Genomic DNA, 16,086 nt, shown 5'->3' with positions numbered 1-16,086 from the left:
GGTTCCCGGCTAATCCTCGCGGGCGTGTTTGGGGCGGCGGGATTCGGCGGCCACGATTCGCGGGGGGAGCACGACGGTGTCGGCGAGGGGGTCGGCGTGCAGGTGGCGGATGAAGTCCTCGACCGAGTGGTAACCGGCGGCGAGGACGGCGGTGAGCAAGCGTCGGGCCGCGTGGTTGGTGGTGTCGGTTGCCATGGCTCCCCTCCTGCGTCGGCTTCCGTGGATGGTCATCCCGCCGCTGTGTGGTATTCGTGACCGGACCGGTGCCGGATGGGGGCTTTTCACAGCGCGACGGCGGCGGGCGAGGATACTGATCGGGTGAGTGAGCCGGGAACGACCGAATCCGACGATGCCGTGTTGGCGGATGCCGAGGGCGCCGCGCCGCGGGCGGGCAGCTTCCGCTTCTGGTTCGCCACCCGGCGGTGGGAGTGGTCGGCGGAGGTGTACCGAATGCACGGGTACGTGCCCGGCGAGATCGAGCCGACCACCGAACTGCTGCTCGAGCACAAACATCCCGACGATCGCGAACACGTCGCCGAGCTGATCACCCGCGCGGTCGAGCACGGCGAACCGTTCTCCAGCAGGCACCGGTTCCTCGACACCGCGGGCCGCGAACATCAGGTGATGGTCGTGGCCGATCGGATCCTCGACGCCCAGGGCGGCGCGGTCGGCACGACCGGCTTCTACATCGATCTCACCTCGACCCTGGCCGAGGCGGAGAACGCGGCGGTCACCGCGGCCGTCTCGGAGCTGGCCGAGGCGCGGGCGGTGATCGAGCAGGCCAAGGGCGTGCTCATGCGGATGTATCGGATCAGCGCGGACCAGGCGTTCCGGGTGCTGGTCTGGCGGTCGCAGGAGACCAATGTGAAACTGCGGGTCCTCGCCGCCCAGCTCATGAACGACCTGCCGATGGTGCCCCCGGCCTCCGCGGAGACCGTGGGCGCCTTCGACCACGTGCTGCTGACCACGCATCTGCGGGTGCCGCGCGAGGACCACTGACGACTACGCCGATCCACGTACAATCGAACAATGCCGCTCGTCCATCCCGCCCGCGATCAGATCCGCATCGAGACCGTGCTGTCGGCGCTGGGGCATCCGATCAGACTCGCGGTGCTGCGCGTGCTCGACGCGGGCGGGGAGTACAACTGCACCGGCGTGCTGAACGTCCTCGGCATCACCGCCCGATCGACCATGACCCATCATTGGCGGGTGCTGCGTGAGAGCGGGCTCATCCGCCAAACCGCTTCCGGCAGAGAGTTTCTGCTGGAGCTGCGCCGCGCCGACCTCGACGCCCGCTACCCGGGCCTGCTGGACGCCGTGCTCGCGGGCGCCGAGGTGGATGAGGCCCGCGGTCGGGAGGCCGTGTTCGCGGGCACCGAGGTGGACGAGGTCCGCGGTCCGGAGGCCGCGCTCGCGGGTACCAAAGTGGACGAGGCCCGTGGTCAGGACGCCGTGCTCGCGGGCGCCGAGGCGGCCGAGGCTCGCGGTCAGGACGCCGGATAGAAGGCGTCGATCTCGGCGGCGATGCGGTCGGGTTGCTGGTCCACCAGCCAGTGGCCCGCGCCGGAGACCTCGTCGCCGGAGGCGTCGGGGGCGGCGTCGCGGACGGCGGGGAGCATCACCTCGCTCAGGCCGTCCTGGGTCAGCATCCGGACCGGTTGGCGCAGCGGCGACTGTTGCAGCGCGGCGTTCTCGGCCTCGTCGGCGCTCCAGGTGCGATACAGCTCGAAGCCCGCGTGCAGGACCTGCGGGCGGGAGTAGACGCGGACGTACTCGGCCAAAGACGCTGGGGCGACGGGCAATTCGTGGGTGGCGCTCGCGCGGGCCTGCTCGGAGACCTCGCTGTGGCGGAAGAAGTAGTCCAGGAAGGTGCCGACGCGGCCGGTGACGAGCTTCTCGGCCAAGGGGTTCTGCACATTGAACGAGAAGTGCCAGGACAGGGGCTGTACGGACGCGAAGGTGAGATTCCGCCCGACCAGCGGGAAGTCCATGAGGAACAGCCCGGCCACCTGATCACGATGCTCGGCGGCGAGCGCGTAGGCGACCCCGACGCCGAAATCGTGTGCCACGACGCGGGTTTCGCGCTCGACGCCGATTCTGGTCAGCAGGCCCGAAACATACCGGGCCATGGTCGTTTTCGTGTACGACGGGAGTTCTCCCGTGCTGTCGCCCAGGCCCGGCAGGTCGATCGCGATCACCGTGCGGCCGGGCAGCAGCCTCGGCATGACCTCGTGGTACTCGTACCAGCTCTCCGGCCAGCCGTGCAGCAGCACCAGCGGCTGCGGGCCCGTTCCGCCGATGACGTAGTGCATCTGCACCCCGTCCACGGTCGTGAAGCAGTGCCGGAACGCGCTCGTGAACGCCGGATCGTCCCTGGTCGCCGCGTCGTAGCCCGGACTGCGCGGTTCCTCTCCGGCCGCGCACGCCGGTGCGGCCGACGGAACCGGTCCGGCGTCCGCGTGCGAAACCGCTACGCCCGCAACGACGCCGAGAACGACGGCCAGCGCGGTCGGCCACAGGATCCGCCACCACCGGCGGATCGGCGAGGAGATCGCCATGACACCTCCATATTGTACGTATATACGCGTACAAACGTAGCATGGGCCGAACCGCCAGGCCACGGGCCTTCGGCTGTCCGTCCCCTCGGGAGGTGGCAATAATGGGAGCCGTGACCGTGGTTGTGATGGGCATTCCCGCCGTGCGGGGCAAGCGCCCCACGTTGGACGGCAGGCCCGACACGCCATACCTGGTCGACCGGTTCGGGCGGGTGGCGCGGGATCTGCGCGTCTCCATCACCGAGAAGTGCTCGCTGCGCTGCACGTACTGCATGCCCGAGGAGGGGCTGCCCGCGATCCCGGCCGACGAGTTGCTCTCGGTCGAGGAGATCGTGCGGGTCGTGGCGCTAGCCGTGCGCGAGCTCGGGGTGAACGAGGTCCGTTTCACCGGTGGGGAACCGCTCATGCGCCGCGATCTGGAGCGCATCGTGGCGGGCTGCCGCGCGGAACTGCCCGCGACGCCGCTGGCCATGACCACCAACGCGGTCGGACTCGAGCATCGCGCGGCCGGGCTGGCTCGGGCGGGTCTGAACCGGGTCAACGTCTCCCTCGACACCGCCGACCGTGCCGCGTTCGCCGCCCTCACCCGGCGCGATCGGCTGCCCGCGGTGCTGGCCGGAATTCGCGCGGCCCAGCGGTCCGGTCTCGCGCCGGTCAAGGTGAACGCCGTGCTCATGCGCGAAACCCTGTCCGGCGCAAGCGATCTGCTGCGCTGGTGCCTGGACGAGGGCTGCGAGTTGCGCTTCATCGAGGAGATGCCGCTCGACGCCGATCACGAATGGGCGCGGGCCGAGATGGTCACCGCCGCCGACCTGCTCGACGCGCTCGGCGCCCGCTTCACCCTCACCGAGGTCGGCCGGACGGACCCGTCCGCGCCCGCGGAGAACTGGCTGGTCGACGGCGGCCCGGCGACCGTCGGCATCATCGCCTCGGTGACCCGCAAATTCTGCGGCGACTGCGACCGCACCCGTCTCACCGCCGACGGCATGATCCGCTCGTGCCTGTTCAGCGATCAGGAATACGATCTGCGCACGCCGCTGCGCGCGGGCGCGAGCGACGACGAGCTGGCCACGCTGTGGCGCGGCGCGATGTGGAACAAGTGGGCCGGGCACGGCATCGACGCCGCCGGATTCGTGCCCCCCGAACGGACGATGGGAGCGATCGGTGGTTGAGGTCCGCTATTTCGCCGCGATCGCCGACGCGGTCGGCAAGGCCAGCGAACAGCTCGACCTCCCCGGCGAGGCCACCGTCGCGGACCTGCGCCGCGTCCTCGCGCGCGCCTACGGGCCGGAGCTGGATCCGATGCTGAAGGTTTGCGCGTTCCTCATCGGCGACGAGCTCACCCGCGACGACACCGCGCCCCTGGCCGCGCGGGTGGATGTGCTGCCGCCGTTCGCGGGGGGCTGAATCCCGTTCTGGCAGCAGGTGTTCGAGGGCAGCGCGGGACTGAATCCCGTTCGGCCATCAGGTGTTTCGAGTGCGTCAGTTTCGCCACCAGGTGTCGAAGGGTGACACCGGAAGTGCGCGCTTGTGTCGGGTCGTCGTGTAGATCGACTCGATGCGCTCGGCGATCTCCGGCGCGACGTCCTCGCCCTCGAGGTAGGCGTCGATATCGGCGTACTTCAGGCCGAGGGCGACCTCGTCGGGCAGGGCGGGTCGGTCGTCCTCGAGGTCGGCGGTCGGCACCTTGCGCCAGGTGCTCTCGGGTGCGCCGAGTTCGCGCAGCAGGGCCGCGCCCTGGCGTTTGGTGAGGCCGGCGAGCGGGGTGATGTCCGCGCCGCCGTCGCCGTACTTGGTGAAGAAGCCGGTCACCGCCTCGGCCGCGTGATCGGTCCCGACGACCAGCAGGTTCAGCTGACCGGCGATCGAGTATTGGACGACCATGCGTTCGCGGGCCTTGATGTTGCCGCGCACGAAATCGCGCAATCGCGGTTCACCGCCGAGCAAGTCGCGCAGGCCCGCGGCCGATTCCGCGGCCACGGCGTCGGCGCCGGGCTTGATGTTCACCTCGATCTCCCGGTCGGGCCGGATGAAGTCGAGCGCGACGCGGGCGTCGTGCGCGTCGGCCTGCACGCCGTAGGGCAGCCGGACCGCGACGAAGGTGGCCGCGCGGTCTTCGGCGCGCAGCTCCTCGGCGGCGAGCTGACCCAGCCGACCCGCCAGCGTCGAATCCTGGCCGCCGCTGATCCCGAGCACGAAACCCGTTGCGGGCGTTGATCTCAGGTAGTCCTTCAGGAATTCGACCCGGCGGCGGATCTCGTCCTTCGGGTCGATCCGCGGTCGGACGCCCAGTTCGGCGATGATCTGTTCGCGCATGGTCGTCACTCTAGGCGGCGGGGACCAGGGCGCGGATCAGCCGCTCCCAGTGGTCGCCGATCTGGTCGAGGGTGTAGCCCAGGACGCGGGTCTGATGCAGCACCAGGGTGGCGTCGAGCGCGTTGAGCAGGGTGTCGGCCAGCAGCGGGATCTCGCCGGGCGTTCCGGCCTGCCGAAGCAGCAGGGAGACATGGGTTTTCACGACGTTGTAGGGCGGGGTGGCGAAGCGGCCCGGATCGTCGGCGGCCCGGCGGACCTCGCCCGCGACCTCGATATCGGCCAGCCGGGCGCGCCCGAACGCCACCAGTCGCTCCACCGGCGGGGCGCCCGGACCCAGCGGCGGCGGCCCGAAGATGTAGGCGGCCTGGAGTTTTCGATCCGAGTGGTCGAGCAGGGCCATCATCAGCCCGGCGCGGTTACCGAAGCGGCGGAAGACCGTGCCCTTGCCGACGCCCGCGCGTTTGGCGACGGCGTCCATGGTGACCGCGTCCGCGCCGTGCTCGCGGACCAGCTCCTCGGCGGCGTCCAAGAGCAGCTGCCGGTTGCGGGCGGCGTCGCTGCGCTCGGTATGTTCGGCGACCGGGAGGGGCTCGAGGTGGTCGAACGGGGGTAGCGGCACCGAGACCGGCTCTATCGGTAAGGATTTCGATGTGTCGTGGTTCACAGGGGTCTACCTAGGGGCCGGGAATGAAGCGGACCGGGGTCCGGTTATTGTGACATGACGGCGGAACACCCCGCCCTGTGCAGCACAAGGAGTGATCATGTCCCAGACTCGCCTTCTCGCTCTCGTCGGTAGCCTGCGCGCCGGGTCGATCAACCGGCAGCTCGCCGAGGCGGCCGCCCAGACCGCGCCCGAGGGCGTGCAGGTCGACATCTTCTCCGGTCTCGCCGACATCCCTTTCTACAACGAGGACCTCGACGTGCCCGGTAGCGTGCCCGCCACCGCGGTCGCGTTGCGCGAGGCGGTCGCCGCGGCCGACGGCCTGATCTTCTTCGTCCCCGAATACAACGGCACCATCCCCGCCGCCCTGAAGAACGCCATCGACTGGGCCTCCCGCCCGTACGGCCAGGGTTCCATCAAGGACAAGCCCGCAGCCGTCATCAGCGCCTCCATCAGCTCCAACGCCGCCAAGTGGTCGCACGCCGACACCGTCAAGGCCCTCGGCGTCGCCGGAGCCTCCGTCGTCGAGAGCGCCCACCTCCACTTCGGCACCATCGGCGAGCGCTTCGCCGCCGCCCACCCCCGCGAGGACGCCGAGGCCCTCACCCAGCTCTCCGCCGCCGTCGCGGATCTGGTTGCGGCCGTTCAGGTTCGGGTCAACGCCTGAGTTCTGCCCTGGCCCCGGCGCTGGGCGCCGGGACCAGGGACTGGGAGGGGCTCGCCATTCCGGGGTGCCCCTCTCGAACGCTTTCCCGTCCTTACCCCTGGCCCCAGCGCCAGCTCCCTTGTCCCTGGCCCCGGCGCCCCAGCGCCGGGGCCAGGGTCTCTCTGCCTCCAGGGAACGGAATGGATACAGTATGAAAACCGTTTTCATTAACCGGAGGTGACCCAGATGAAGGTGCGTAACTCGCTCAAGTCTCTGAAGGACAAGCCCGGCGCTCAGGTCGTGCGCAGGCGCGGGCGGACGTTCGTGATCAACAAGAAGGACCCGCGCTTCAAGGCTCGCCAGGGCTGACACGACGCGGGGAGAGGGCCGCCCGGCCGGTAGCGGACGGGCGGCCCTCGGCGTGAACGGGATGTGAACGAGGGTGATCAGCGGGGTGCGGGAGGCTGATGGGAACGAACGAGACCGGTGGGGCGGTTGGGTTTGCTGGGAAAGAGCTGAGTCGTGAAATCGTGATCTGCGCCACTGCCGTGTCGGGTTGCGAATCGGCTGTCCAGGTACTTACGACGATCGAATTACAACTTTGGGACTCGCAACATGTCGTGTTGTAGGAATCTGTCGGCCACTAGGTGTAGTGTCTACGGCACTGGAGAACGAAGCGGGCTCCGCGCCGGTCAAGCCTCGGCGACCTGGGGATCCGCAGCCGGTTCCAGGGGTTTGCGCAGTACCACAGGATGTGGCTCTTCACAGTCGTGCACTGCATACCGGACTAGGCAAGGAGAAGAGGGACACCAATGACCATCACCGTCTACACCAAGCCCGCTTGTGTTCAGTGCAATGCCACCTACCGCGCTCTCGACAAGGCGGGTGTGGACTACGAGGTCGTCGACATCTCCGAGAACTCCGAGGCCCGCGACTACATCATGGCCCTCGGTTACCTGCAGGCCCCCGTCGTCGTCGCCGGTGACGACCACTGGTCCGGCTTCCGCCCCGACCGCATCAAGGCCCTGGCGACCGTCGCGGCCTGACCTTCGCGCGGAGGCCCCGGCCGGAAAGCGTGGCCGGGGCACTCGGTAGGGGAAGCGGCCGGGGCACTCGGTGAGGGTGGCCCGGGGCGCCGGGTAGGGAACCTCTTCGCGAAAGTGCTTGTGGCCCTTGACAAAGGGAATCCGATGAAAGGGGGAGTGGTGCCGAACCTGGTCTACTTCTCGAGCGCGTCGGAGAACACCCATCGCTTCGTGCGGCGGCTGGGCCTCCCGGCCGAGCGCATTCCGCTCCATACCGCCGACTCGTTGCGCGTCGACGAGCCCTACGTCCTGATCTGCCCGACCTACGGGGGCGGCAAGAGCGTCTTCGACGCCGCGGGCCGGGGCGGTCGATCGGACAAGGACTTCGTGCCCCGACAGGTTGCGAAGTTCCTCAACGATCCGCACAATCGTGCGCTGTTGCGCGGCGTCATCGCCGCGGGCAACACCAACTTCGGCGACACGTACTGCTATGCGGGAGAAGTGATCTCGCGCAAGTGCGGGGTGCCGTACCTGTACCGCTTCGAACTCATGGGAACCGCCGAGGACGTCGAGCGCGTCCGAGAGGGATTGGGATTGTTTTGGCAACGACAACAGCACCGGCCGGAAAGACGGCCCGCCTGGAGCGCCCGGTGAGCAGTGAGGCGTCCACCGAGGGTTTGGACTACCACGCCCTCAACGCGATGCTCAATCTGTACGGTCCGGGCGGCGAGATCCAGTTCGACAAGGATCGCGAGGCCGCGCGGCAGTACTTCCTGCAACACGTCAACCAGAACACCGTCTTCTTCCACAACCTCGACGAGAAGCTCGACTACCTCGTCGAGGAGAACTACTACGAGCCCGAGGTCCTCGACCGCTACAGCCGGGCGTTCGTGAAGAAGCTGTTCCAGCAGGCGTACGCCAAGAAGTTCCGGTTCCCCACCTTCCTCGGCGCGTTCAAGTACTACACCTCGTACACGCTCAAGACCTTCGACGGCAAGCGCTACCTCGAACGGTTCGAGGACCGCGTCTGCATGGTCGCGCTCACCCTGGCCGACGGTGACGAGATCCTCGCCCGAGAGCTGGTCGACGAGATCATGGACGGCCGCTTCCAGCCCGCCACCCCGACCTTCCTCAACTCCGGCAAGAAGCAGCGCGGCGAACCGGTCAGCTGCTTCCTGCTGCGCATCGAGGACAATATGGAGTCCATCGGGCGCTCGATCAACTCCGCGTTGCAGCTGTCCAAGCGCGGCGGCGGAGTCGCGTTGCTGCTCAGCAACATTCGCGAGCACGGCGCGCCGATCAAGAAGATCGAGAACCAGTCCTCGGGCGTCATCCCGATCATGAAGCTGCTGGAGGACTCGTTCTCCTACGCCAACCAGCTCGGCGCGCGGCAGGGCGCGGGCGCGGTCTACCTGCACGCGCATCACCCCGACATCTACCGCTTCCTCGACACCAAGCGCGAGAACGCCGACGAGAAGATCCGCATCAAGACGCTCAGCCTGGGCGTGGTGATCCCGGACATCACCTTCGAGCTGGCGAAGAAGAACGAGGACATGTACCTGTTCTCGCCCTACGACGTCGAGCGCATCTACGGGCAGCCGTTCGCGGATGTGAACGTCACCGAGAAGTACTACGAGATGGTCGACGACAAGCGCATCCGCAAGTCGAAGATCAACGCGCGCGAGTTCTTCCAGACCATCGCCGAGTTGCAGTTCGAGTCGGGCTACCCGTACATCATGTTCGAGGACACGGTGAACCGGGCCAACCCGATCGCGGGCAAGATCACCCACTCGAACCTGTGCTCGGAGATCCTCCAGGTCTCCACGCCCTCGGTCTACAACGACGATCTGTCGTATGCCGTTGTGGGCAAGGACATCTCGTGCAATCTGGGTTCGCTCAACATCGCCAAGACCATGGACTCGCCCGACCTCGGCAAGACCGTGGAGACCGCGATCCGGGCGCTCACCGCGGTGTCGGATCAGACCAGCATCTCCTCGGTGCCCTCGATCGAGCAGGGCAACAACGAGTCTCACGCGATCGGGCTGGGACAGATGAACCTGCACGGGTATCTGGCCCGGGAACGGATCCACTACGGGTCCGAGGAGGGTGTGGACTTCACCAACATCTACTTCTACACGATCGCCTATCACGCGATCCGCGCGTCGAACAAGCTGGCCATCGAGCGCGGCCGCGCGTTCGGCGGCTTCCCCGAGTCGAAGTACGCCTCCGGTGAGTACTTCGACAAGTACACCGACCAGGCGTGGGAGCCCAAGACCGACCGGGTCCGCCAGCTGTTCGCCGACGCGGGCGTCCACATCCCCACCCAGGACGACTGGCGCGACCTGAAGACCTCGGTCATGGCCCACGGCATCTACAACCAGAACCTCCAGGCCGTCCCCCCGACCGGCTCGATCTCCTACATCAACCACTCCACCAGCTCGATCCACCCGGTGGCCTCCAAGATCGAGATCCGCAAGGAAGGCAAGATCGGCCGCGTCTACTACCCGGCCCCCTACATGACCAACGACAACCTCGACTACTTCGAGGACGCCTACGACATCGGCTACGAACGCATCATCGACACCTACGCCGCGGCCACCCAACACGTCGACCAGGGCCTGTCCCTGACCCTGTTCTTCAAGGACACCGCCACCACCCGCGACGTGAACAAGGCCCAGATCTACGCCTGGCGCAAGGGAATCAAGACCTTGTACTACATCCGGATCCGGCAGATGGCCCTGGAGGGCACCGAGGTCGAGGGCTGCGTCAGCTGCATGCTGTAGATCCGGCGTACCCCCCGCGTGTCGGAGGTCGTTGAGCGGTAAGCTACTTACGGAAGAGTCGTGCGCCGGGCGGCGCATACCTGTGAAGGCCGAGTCGAGGAGGTGGGGAGCTGTGCGTAGCGAACCCCCGAGTCGAAGGCCGCGCGGCGCCGCCCTGGTGTTCTGCCGGTAGTAGTTTGTCGGCGGCGGGGTCGGTGCCTCGCGGTGTGATTCGAGATCTCGATCGCCCCCGTTCATCGCTCGCTTGTGCCGAGGAATCGCCATGTCGCCGACCGAAGTGTCTGTTGCCGTCCCCACGCTGCCCGTCGAGGCCGCGCCCACCGAATCGCTGTTCGAGGTCGTCGAGACGCTCGGGGTCGAGGCGACCCTGCGGTGGCTCGACGATCGGCCGCCGCATCTGATCGCCGACGAGCTGGCGCGCATGGACGCGCTGCACGCGGGGATGGCGTTCCGGTTGCTGGACAAGGACCGGGCGCTGGCGGTGTTCGAGGAACTCGAACCCGTCGACCAGCAGCAGATCCTGACCAGCCTGCGGGACCAGAGTTTTCGCGAACTCGTCGAGCGGATGGATCCCGACGACCGCGCCCGCATGCTGCGCGAGGCCCCGGCCAAGGTCGCCAAGAAGGTGCTGGCGGGGCTGAGCCCGCGCGAACGGCGGATGACCGCGGCCCTGCTCGGCTATCCGGAGGGTTCGGCCGGGCGGTACATGACGCCGGAAGTCGTTGCGCTGCCGCGTGATCTGACCGTCGACCGCGCGTTGCGCACCGTGCGGGCCAAGGGCGCGAGCGCCGAGACCGTCTACACCCTGCCCGTGGTCGACGGCGGCCGCCGCCTGATCGGCATCGTCGAACTGCGCGAACTCGTCCTGAGCGAGCCGGAGACGATGGTCGCGGATCTCGTTGTCACCGAACCGGTTTTCGCCCGCGCCACCGACTCCGCGGAGAAGGCCGCGCGGCTCATGCGCGAGACCAATGTCCTCAACCTGCCGGTGGTCGACAGCGAGGACCGGCTCGTGGGCCTGCTCACCATCGACGACGCCGTCGAGGTCATCGAGGCCGCCGACAGCGAGGACGTCGCGCGTCAGGCCGGCACCCAGCCGTGGGCCGGACATTACATGGCCGCCAAGGTCTTTCAGCTCGCCCGCTACCGCGCGATGTGGCTGCTGCTGTTGCTGGTCGCGGCCACGCTGACGGTCACGGTCACCGACGCGTTCGAGGGGACGCTCGCCCGGGCCGCGCATCTGGCGCTGTTCATCCCGCTGCTCATCGGGGCGGGCGGCAACGCCGGTGCGCAGGCGGCCACCTCGTGCGTGCGCGCGCTGGCCGTGGGCGAGGTGCGGGTGTCGGATCTGCTGCGCGTCATCTGGCGCGAGCTGCGCGTCGGACTCGTGCTGGGCGCGATGCTGGCGGCGGTGGGCATGCTCATCGGCGCGATCTTCGTGGGCGCGCAGATCGCGGTCGTCGTCGGCATCACGCTCGTGGTGATCTGCGGCTGGGCCGCGACCATCGGCGGCACGATGCCGTTGCTGGCCAAGAAGTTGCGGATCGATCCGGCGGTCATCTCCGCACCGATGGTGACGACGCTGGTCGACGCGACCGGTCTGATCATCTACTTCATGACCGCGAAGCTCGTCCTGGGCATCTGACGCGCTTGGCGGCCAACGGGTATCGGATGGCCTTCCGTCGGTGGCCCGCCATCTCCCGAGCGGATGAGACTCGTCTCCACGCGGCGTGATCCGACGCCGCGGTTGCCGGAAGGGAGACAATCATGGCGACGTTCGTGCTGGTGCCCGGCGGTTGGAAGGGATCCTGGGCGTACGAGGCGGTGATTCCGCTGCTCGAGCGGGCCGGGCACACCGTCCACGCCCTGACCCTGACCGGTCTGCGGCCGGACGACGATCCGGCGACCGTCGCGACCGCCAACCTCGACACCCACGCCGACGACGTGCTGCGACTGCTCGATCGGGCTCACCTCACCGACGTGACGTTGGTCGGTCACAGCTACGGCGGAATGGTGGTCGCCGCCGCGGCCGATCGCGCGGGCGGCCGGATCGCGCGCGTGGTGCATCTCGACGCGTACGTTCCCCGCGACGGCGAATCCTGTTGGGCCGCAATGAACGACCACTTCCGCCGAGTGATCGCCGACGGAGCCGAGACCACGGGTTACGCCGTCCGCCCGCCGGGCGACGGCGATCCGCGCCGCCGCCCCCATCCGTTCGCCGCGTTCATGCAAACGGTCCGGCTCACCGGCGAATTCGCTCGGGTGCCGCGGCGGGAGTTCGTCTACTGCTCGGGCTGGGAGGACCGAACGCCGTTCGCGGAGCAGCGCATTCGGCTCGCGGCCGATCCGGGGTGGCGGGTGCACGAGCTCCCGACCGGACACGACGTCATGCACGAGGCCCCGCAGGCCGTGGCGGCGCTCCTGCTGGACCGGTGACAGCAAACTCCCGGCGTCGCTGCCGCGCCCGCCGCCGAGCCCCGGCGCGGGCGCCGCGCGACGGTCATGCGCGCGCGGCCGCGTTGTGGAACTTCCCACCCCCGAACGCATTTCACCAGGGTTCGGGAGACACAAGCCCTTGTGCTGCGCGGAAGCCTCGTCCACTAGGAGTAGTGTCTCGGCGTACAATGACCGGCGAAGCGGGAAGGGTGAGTGAGCGGGCGTGAAATTGATCGATCGAGTGTCTGCGATCAACTGGAATCGGGTGCCCGACGAGAAGGACGCCGAGGTGTGGGATCGCCTCGTCGGCAACTTCTGGTTGCCCGAGAAGGTTCCGGTGTCCAACGACATTCCCTCGTGGGCCACCCTCAACGCGCAGGAGAAGCAGCTCACCATGCGCGTGTTCACCGGCCTCACGCTGCTCGACACCATCCAGGGCACGGTCGGCGCGGTGAGCCTGATCCCCGACGCGCTCACCCCGCACGAGGAGGCGGTGCTCACCAACATCGCGTTCATGGAGTCGGTGCACGCCAAGAGCTACAGCTCGATCTTCTCCACGCTGTGCTCCACCCGCGAGATCGACGACGCCTTCCGCTGGTCGGAGGAGAACCGCAACCTCCAGCGCAAAGCCGAGATCGTCCTCGAGTACTACCGCGGCGACGAACCCCTCAAGCGCAAGGTCGCCTCCACCCTGCTGGAGAGCTTCCTGTTCTACTCCGGCTTCTACCTGCCGATGTACTGGTCCTCCCGCGCCAAGCTCACCAACACCGCCGACCTCATCCGCCTGATCATCCGCGACGAGGCCGTCCACGGCTACTACATCGGCTACAAGTACCAGAAGGGCCTCGAACAACTCGCCCCCGCCGAACGCGACGAACTCAAGAACTACACCTTCGAACTCCTCTACGAGCTGTACGAGAACGAGGTCGAGTACACCCAGGACCTCTACGACGAGGTCGGCCTCACCGAGGACGTCAAGAAGTTCCTCCGCTACAACGCCAACAAGGCCTTGATGAACCTCGGCTACGAGGGCCTGTTCCCCAAGGACGAAACGGACGTCAATCCAGCCATCCTGTCGGCACTTTCGCCGAACGCGGACGAGAACCACGACTTCTTCTCGGGGTCGGGGTCGAGTTATGTGATCGGGAAGGCCGTCAATACGGAGGACGAGGACTGGGAGTTCTGAGCTCCCTGGGCGGCGGGGTCGAGGGAGTGTCCGTGCCCTGTCTGATCAGGAGGACGAGTCGCTCCGCCTGAGTGGCGTCGGTGGTGGTCAGGGCGATCCCGTTGGCCAGAGCGAGGAGTTCCGACGCGGTGAGGTCGGCGCGGACAGTGCCCGCGTTCTGCGCTCGGGTCAACAGCGCGGACGCCGCCGCGTGCATCGAGTGGTGCCAGCGGTCGAACAACGCGGGGCGCTGGCCGGTGCTGTCATCGGTGATCGACAGGGCCAGGTCCCGCTTGGTCGTCACGTGTGCGATGAAGTTCCGAAGCCAGTCGAAGAGGGCGTCGTCGGGAGGATCCTCGGCCAGGAGGGACCGGCTCGCGGCGCACAGCTCGGCCACTTCCTCGGAATACACGGCGATGATCAGTTCGCCACGCGTCGGGAAGTGCCGATACATCGTCGCATTGCCGACGCCGGCCCGGCGGGCGATGTCGTCCAGCGGGGCGTCGACGCCGTGGTCGTGGAAGACGGCCCTGGCCGCGGCCACGAGCTGGTCGTAGTTGCGCTGAGCGTCCGCGCGACGACGACGCTGGGGTTCCGAACCCGGCGCGGGTCCGGCGCTCTGGGATGGCATGACCCTCCTTGCTAATCGGGGACTTCCCCGGTTACGGTAGTCGGACACCACAAGTGGGGAGTTCCCCGTTTGTATCCCCGCTAGAGGAGAGTCCGAATGTCGCAGGGGGCAGACACCGCGCACCCGGGAGAGATTCATCGGCGCTGTAGTGAGAGCTACGCGCAGATCCTGGAAGGTCACCTGGAGGACGCGCTGAAGCTGATCGACCCCGAGATCGTCGACCACCGGGGCGGCACCCAGGGCGATCACCATGGACGCGACGCCTGGCGGCAGAAGTGGGAGCGGCTGAGCGCGGACAGCGCGTTCCACGACGTCTCGCTGACGATCGAACAGAACGTCGTCTCCGGTGACACCTCCGTCAACCGCTACACCATGCGGGGCACCCACACGGACTCCGGCCGACGCTACGAGGTCCTCGTCATGGATATGGTCCGCGTCCGAAGCGGCCTCATCGTCGAGCACTGGGTCCTGCTCGACACCGACGCGATGCGCGACCAGTTGGGCCTGTGAGGGCCCGACCCACAACCCGCTTGCAACCTCAAGCGAAACGCCCCCCTGCCAGCACGCTTGACGTGTCAGTATCGGTAATATTCGAACATGAGTTCGAGTGGTGACGGTGAGGTACCTCGGACCGAGGGCACCGCGCCCGAGTTGCAGTATCCCAATGAGCAGGGGTACTACTACCGGGCGTTGGTGCATCCGCCGAAGCCGGTGTGGGTGCGGCTCGACGCCATTCTCATTCGGGATCCTGGGACGCCTCGGCATGTGAACGGGGCGGGGCTGGATATGACGGGGGAGCGGCCGGGGACGCTCACGCATTGGGTGCCGACGTTGAACGGGGAGTGGATGGGGCGGGTGAACTTCTCGGTGCCGTACGCGGATGGGCGGACGCCGTTGCAGTTGACCGATCAGCTGGTTCCGGCATACGCGTTGCGGCCGCGGCCGGGGCCGATGGGGGTCAGGTGACCAGGGCGTGGGCGGTGGTGTACGCGAGCACCGTCGCGCCGAGCCCGGCGAACACGCTGATCGCGACATTCAGTGCGGCGTAGAGGTATTTGCGTTCCTCGGCCAGCCGGACGGTCTCGTACCCGAACGTGCTGTAGGTCGTGAGCGCCCCGCAGAACCCCGTTCCGGCGAGGGCGAAAAGAGGAGACGAGGTCGTCGCGCCCGTCAACGCGCCGAGGATCAGGCAGCCGGTGATGTTGACCAGCAGCGTGCCCCATGGAAACGTCGTGCGCAGCCGCGACTGCACGGCCCGGTCGAGCAGATAGCGCAGCGGCGCGCCGACCGCGGCGCCGAGGGCGATCAGCAGCACGGTCATGCGGTCGCCCTCCCGTCCCCGCGCAGACAGGCCGCGCGGGTGATCCGGACCGCCAGCAGAGTGGCGAGCAACGCGCAGATCAGCGTTCCGGCCAGATAGCCGAAGGCCACGCCGATCGAGTTGGGCTGCAACAGGTTTCGTGTCTCGCTGGCGTAGGTGGAGAATGTCGTGAACCCGCCCAGGACCCCCACGCCCAGAAACGGCCGCAGCAGCCGGTGCGCGCTCCACACATCGGTGATCAGCACCATGAGCACGCCGAGGAGGAAACACCCGGTCACATTGGTGACGAAGGTCGCCCACGGGAATCCGCCCGGAGCGGTCGGCCACAGCTGGGCGAGACCGTAGCGGCCCAGCGCGCCCAGGCTTCCCCCGATCGCGATGACGCCCATCAGCACAGCCCGCTCGCGCGCCGAATCCGGTTGCGGCCGTGGGAGATCCGGTTCGAGGTCGGGATCGATCGGCTCCCGGGCCAGTTCCTCGGACACGCGCGTCTCCCACTCGATTCGCATCAGATCGGGTAGGGACTGTCGGTGGCCCGAACGCCACG

21 protein-coding genes are annotated in these 16,086 nt (G+C 67.8%); 14 read left to right on the top strand and 7 right to left on the bottom strand.

The annotated features are described in order from the left end of the window. Positions 1-9: 9 nt before the first annotated feature. The gene (locus tag ACWDSJ_RS25350; protein ID WP_450034717.1) at positions 10-195 is read right to left on the bottom strand and encodes a hypothetical protein; all 186 of its coding nucleotides are present in this window, start codon (positions 193-195) and stop codon (positions 10-12) included. Between the two features lie 123 nt (positions 196-318). Here ACWDSJ_RS25350 and ACWDSJ_RS25345 point away from each other — a divergent pair, with 123 nt between their 5' ends. Together ACWDSJ_RS25345 and ACWDSJ_RS25340 are read left to right on the top strand one after the other, a co-directional pair. After that, entirely contained in the window at positions 319-999 is a 681-nt protein-coding gene (locus ACWDSJ_RS25345; RefSeq protein ID WP_387369866.1) for a PAS and ANTAR domain-containing protein, read from the top strand. Between the two features lie 30 nt (positions 1,000-1,029). Next, positions 1,030-1,503, top strand: a complete 474-nt coding sequence (locus ACWDSJ_RS25340; RefSeq protein ID WP_450034715.1) for an ArsR/SmtB family transcription factor — start codon at positions 1,030-1,032, stop codon at positions 1,501-1,503. On the opposite strand, the gene ACWDSJ_RS25335 is transcribed toward ACWDSJ_RS25340, so the two are convergent. Further along, the gene (locus ACWDSJ_RS25335) at positions 1,488-2,558 is read right to left on the bottom strand and encodes an alpha/beta fold hydrolase (RefSeq protein WP_450034714.1); all 1,071 of its coding nucleotides are present in this window, start codon (positions 2,556-2,558) and stop codon (positions 1,488-1,490) included. The genes ACWDSJ_RS25340 and ACWDSJ_RS25335 overlap by 16 nt on opposite strands. A gap of 110 nt (positions 2,559-2,668) precedes the next feature. On the opposite strand from ACWDSJ_RS25335, the gene moaA reads away from it, so the two are divergent. Then, entirely contained in the window at positions 2,669-3,727 is a 1,059-nt protein-coding gene (gene moaA / locus ACWDSJ_RS25330) for a GTP 3',8-cyclase MoaA (protein ID WP_450034712.1), read from the top strand. Beyond that, positions 3,720-3,962: a MoaD/ThiS family protein gene (locus ACWDSJ_RS25325; RefSeq protein WP_387369874.1), complete on the top strand. Its 243-nt coding sequence runs from the start codon at positions 3,720-3,722 to the stop codon at positions 3,960-3,962. Before moaA ends, ACWDSJ_RS25325 begins: the two co-directional genes overlap by 8 nt. Before the next feature lie 75 nt (positions 3,963-4,037). On the opposite strand, the gene nadE is transcribed toward ACWDSJ_RS25325, so the two are convergent. Beyond that, positions 4,038-4,871 carry an ammonia-dependent NAD(+) synthetase gene (nadE, locus tag ACWDSJ_RS25320; RefSeq protein ID WP_450034710.1) on the bottom strand — a complete coding sequence of 278 codons (834 nt, stop codon included), beginning with the start codon at positions 4,869-4,871 and terminating at the stop codon, positions 4,038-4,040. Positions 4,872-4,881: 10 nt separating this feature from the next. Next, a complete protein-coding gene (locus ACWDSJ_RS25315) occupies positions 4,882-5,490 on the bottom strand; it encodes a TetR/AcrR family transcriptional regulator (RefSeq protein WP_387369878.1) in 609 nt (202 codons plus the stop codon). A gap of 142 nt (positions 5,491-5,632) precedes the next feature. Between ACWDSJ_RS25315 and ACWDSJ_RS25310 the strand changes: the two genes are divergently transcribed. The 8 genes from ACWDSJ_RS25310 to nrdF all read left to right on the top strand — a co-directional run bounded on the left by ACWDSJ_RS25310 (position 5,633) and on the right by nrdF (position 13,608). Beyond that, positions 5,633-6,199 (top strand): NAD(P)H-dependent oxidoreductase, encoded by a 567-nt coding sequence (locus tag ACWDSJ_RS25310; protein ID WP_387369880.1) that lies wholly within the window; start codon positions 5,633-5,635, stop codon positions 6,197-6,199. A gap of 225 nt (positions 6,200-6,424) precedes the next feature. Then, positions 6,425-6,547, top strand: a complete 123-nt coding sequence (gene ykgO, locus ACWDSJ_RS25305; protein WP_387369882.1) for a type B 50S ribosomal protein L36 — start codon at positions 6,425-6,427, stop codon at positions 6,545-6,547. Between the two features lie 443 nt (positions 6,548-6,990). Continuing rightward, positions 6,991-7,224, top strand: coding sequence for a redoxin NrdH (locus ACWDSJ_RS25300; protein ID WP_387369884.1), 234 nt, complete (start codon positions 6,991-6,993; stop codon positions 7,222-7,224). Between the two features lie 159 nt (positions 7,225-7,383). Beyond that, positions 7,384-7,857 carry a class Ib ribonucleoside-diphosphate reductase assembly flavoprotein NrdI gene (gene nrdI / locus ACWDSJ_RS25295; RefSeq protein ID WP_450034897.1) on the top strand — a complete coding sequence of 158 codons (474 nt, stop codon included), beginning with the start codon at positions 7,384-7,386 and terminating at the stop codon, positions 7,855-7,857. Positions 7,858-7,904: 47 nt separating this feature from the next. Continuing rightward, on the top strand, positions 7,905-9,986 hold the full coding sequence (nrdE, locus tag ACWDSJ_RS25290; RefSeq protein ID WP_387370012.1) for a class 1b ribonucleoside-diphosphate reductase subunit alpha: 2,082 nt from the start codon (positions 7,905-7,907) through the stop codon (positions 9,984-9,986). A gap of 262 nt (positions 9,987-10,248) precedes the next feature. Then, positions 10,249-11,631 (top strand): magnesium transporter, encoded by a 1,383-nt coding sequence (mgtE, locus tag ACWDSJ_RS25285; RefSeq protein ID WP_450034707.1) that lies wholly within the window; start codon positions 10,249-10,251, stop codon positions 11,629-11,631. A gap of 122 nt (positions 11,632-11,753) precedes the next feature. Then, positions 11,754-12,422, top strand: coding sequence for an alpha/beta fold hydrolase (locus tag ACWDSJ_RS25280; RefSeq protein WP_450034706.1), 669 nt, complete (start codon positions 11,754-11,756; stop codon positions 12,420-12,422). Between the two features lie 223 nt (positions 12,423-12,645). Beyond that, positions 12,646-13,608 carry a class 1b ribonucleoside-diphosphate reductase subunit beta gene (gene nrdF, locus ACWDSJ_RS25275; protein WP_387369890.1) on the top strand — a complete coding sequence of 321 codons (963 nt, stop codon included), beginning with the start codon at positions 12,646-12,648 and terminating at the stop codon, positions 13,606-13,608. Here the strand turns inward: nrdF and ACWDSJ_RS25270 are convergent. Then, the gene (locus ACWDSJ_RS25270; RefSeq protein ID WP_450034704.1) at positions 13,577-14,218 is read right to left on the bottom strand and encodes a TetR/AcrR family transcriptional regulator; all 642 of its coding nucleotides are present in this window, start codon (positions 14,216-14,218) and stop codon (positions 13,577-13,579) included. The genes nrdF and ACWDSJ_RS25270 overlap by 32 nt on opposite strands. A 96-nt stretch (positions 14,219-14,314) precedes the next feature. Here ACWDSJ_RS25270 and ACWDSJ_RS25265 point away from each other — a divergent pair, with 96 nt between their 5' ends. Together ACWDSJ_RS25265 and ACWDSJ_RS25260 are read left to right on the top strand one after the other, a co-directional pair. Beyond that, entirely contained in the window at positions 14,315-14,728 is a 414-nt protein-coding gene (locus ACWDSJ_RS25265; protein WP_450034703.1) for an ester cyclase, read from the top strand. Between the two features lie 87 nt (positions 14,729-14,815). After that, complete coding sequence (locus ACWDSJ_RS25260; protein ID WP_387369896.1) at positions 14,816-15,184, top strand: hypothetical protein; 369 nt, start codon at positions 14,816-14,818, stop codon at positions 15,182-15,184. Here the strand turns inward: ACWDSJ_RS25260 and crcB are convergent. Together crcB and ACWDSJ_RS25250 are read right to left on the bottom strand one after the other, a co-directional pair. Then, entirely contained in the window at positions 15,177-15,539 is a 363-nt protein-coding gene (crcB, locus tag ACWDSJ_RS25255) for a fluoride efflux transporter CrcB (protein ID WP_450034701.1), read from the bottom strand. The two genes, ACWDSJ_RS25260 and crcB, sit on opposite strands and share 8 nt — an antisense overlap. After that, positions 15,536-16,024: a fluoride efflux transporter FluC gene (locus ACWDSJ_RS25250; protein ID WP_450034699.1), complete on the bottom strand. Its 489-nt coding sequence runs from the start codon at positions 16,022-16,024 to the stop codon at positions 15,536-15,538. Before ACWDSJ_RS25250 ends, crcB begins: the two co-directional genes overlap by 4 nt. Positions 16,025-16,086: the final 62 nt, after the last annotated feature.

This window comes from Nocardia sp. NPDC003482, from assembly GCF_053588115.1.
Note: the sequence above shows the minus strand (reverse complement) of the source record. Positions and strands in the feature narration are given on the sequence as shown.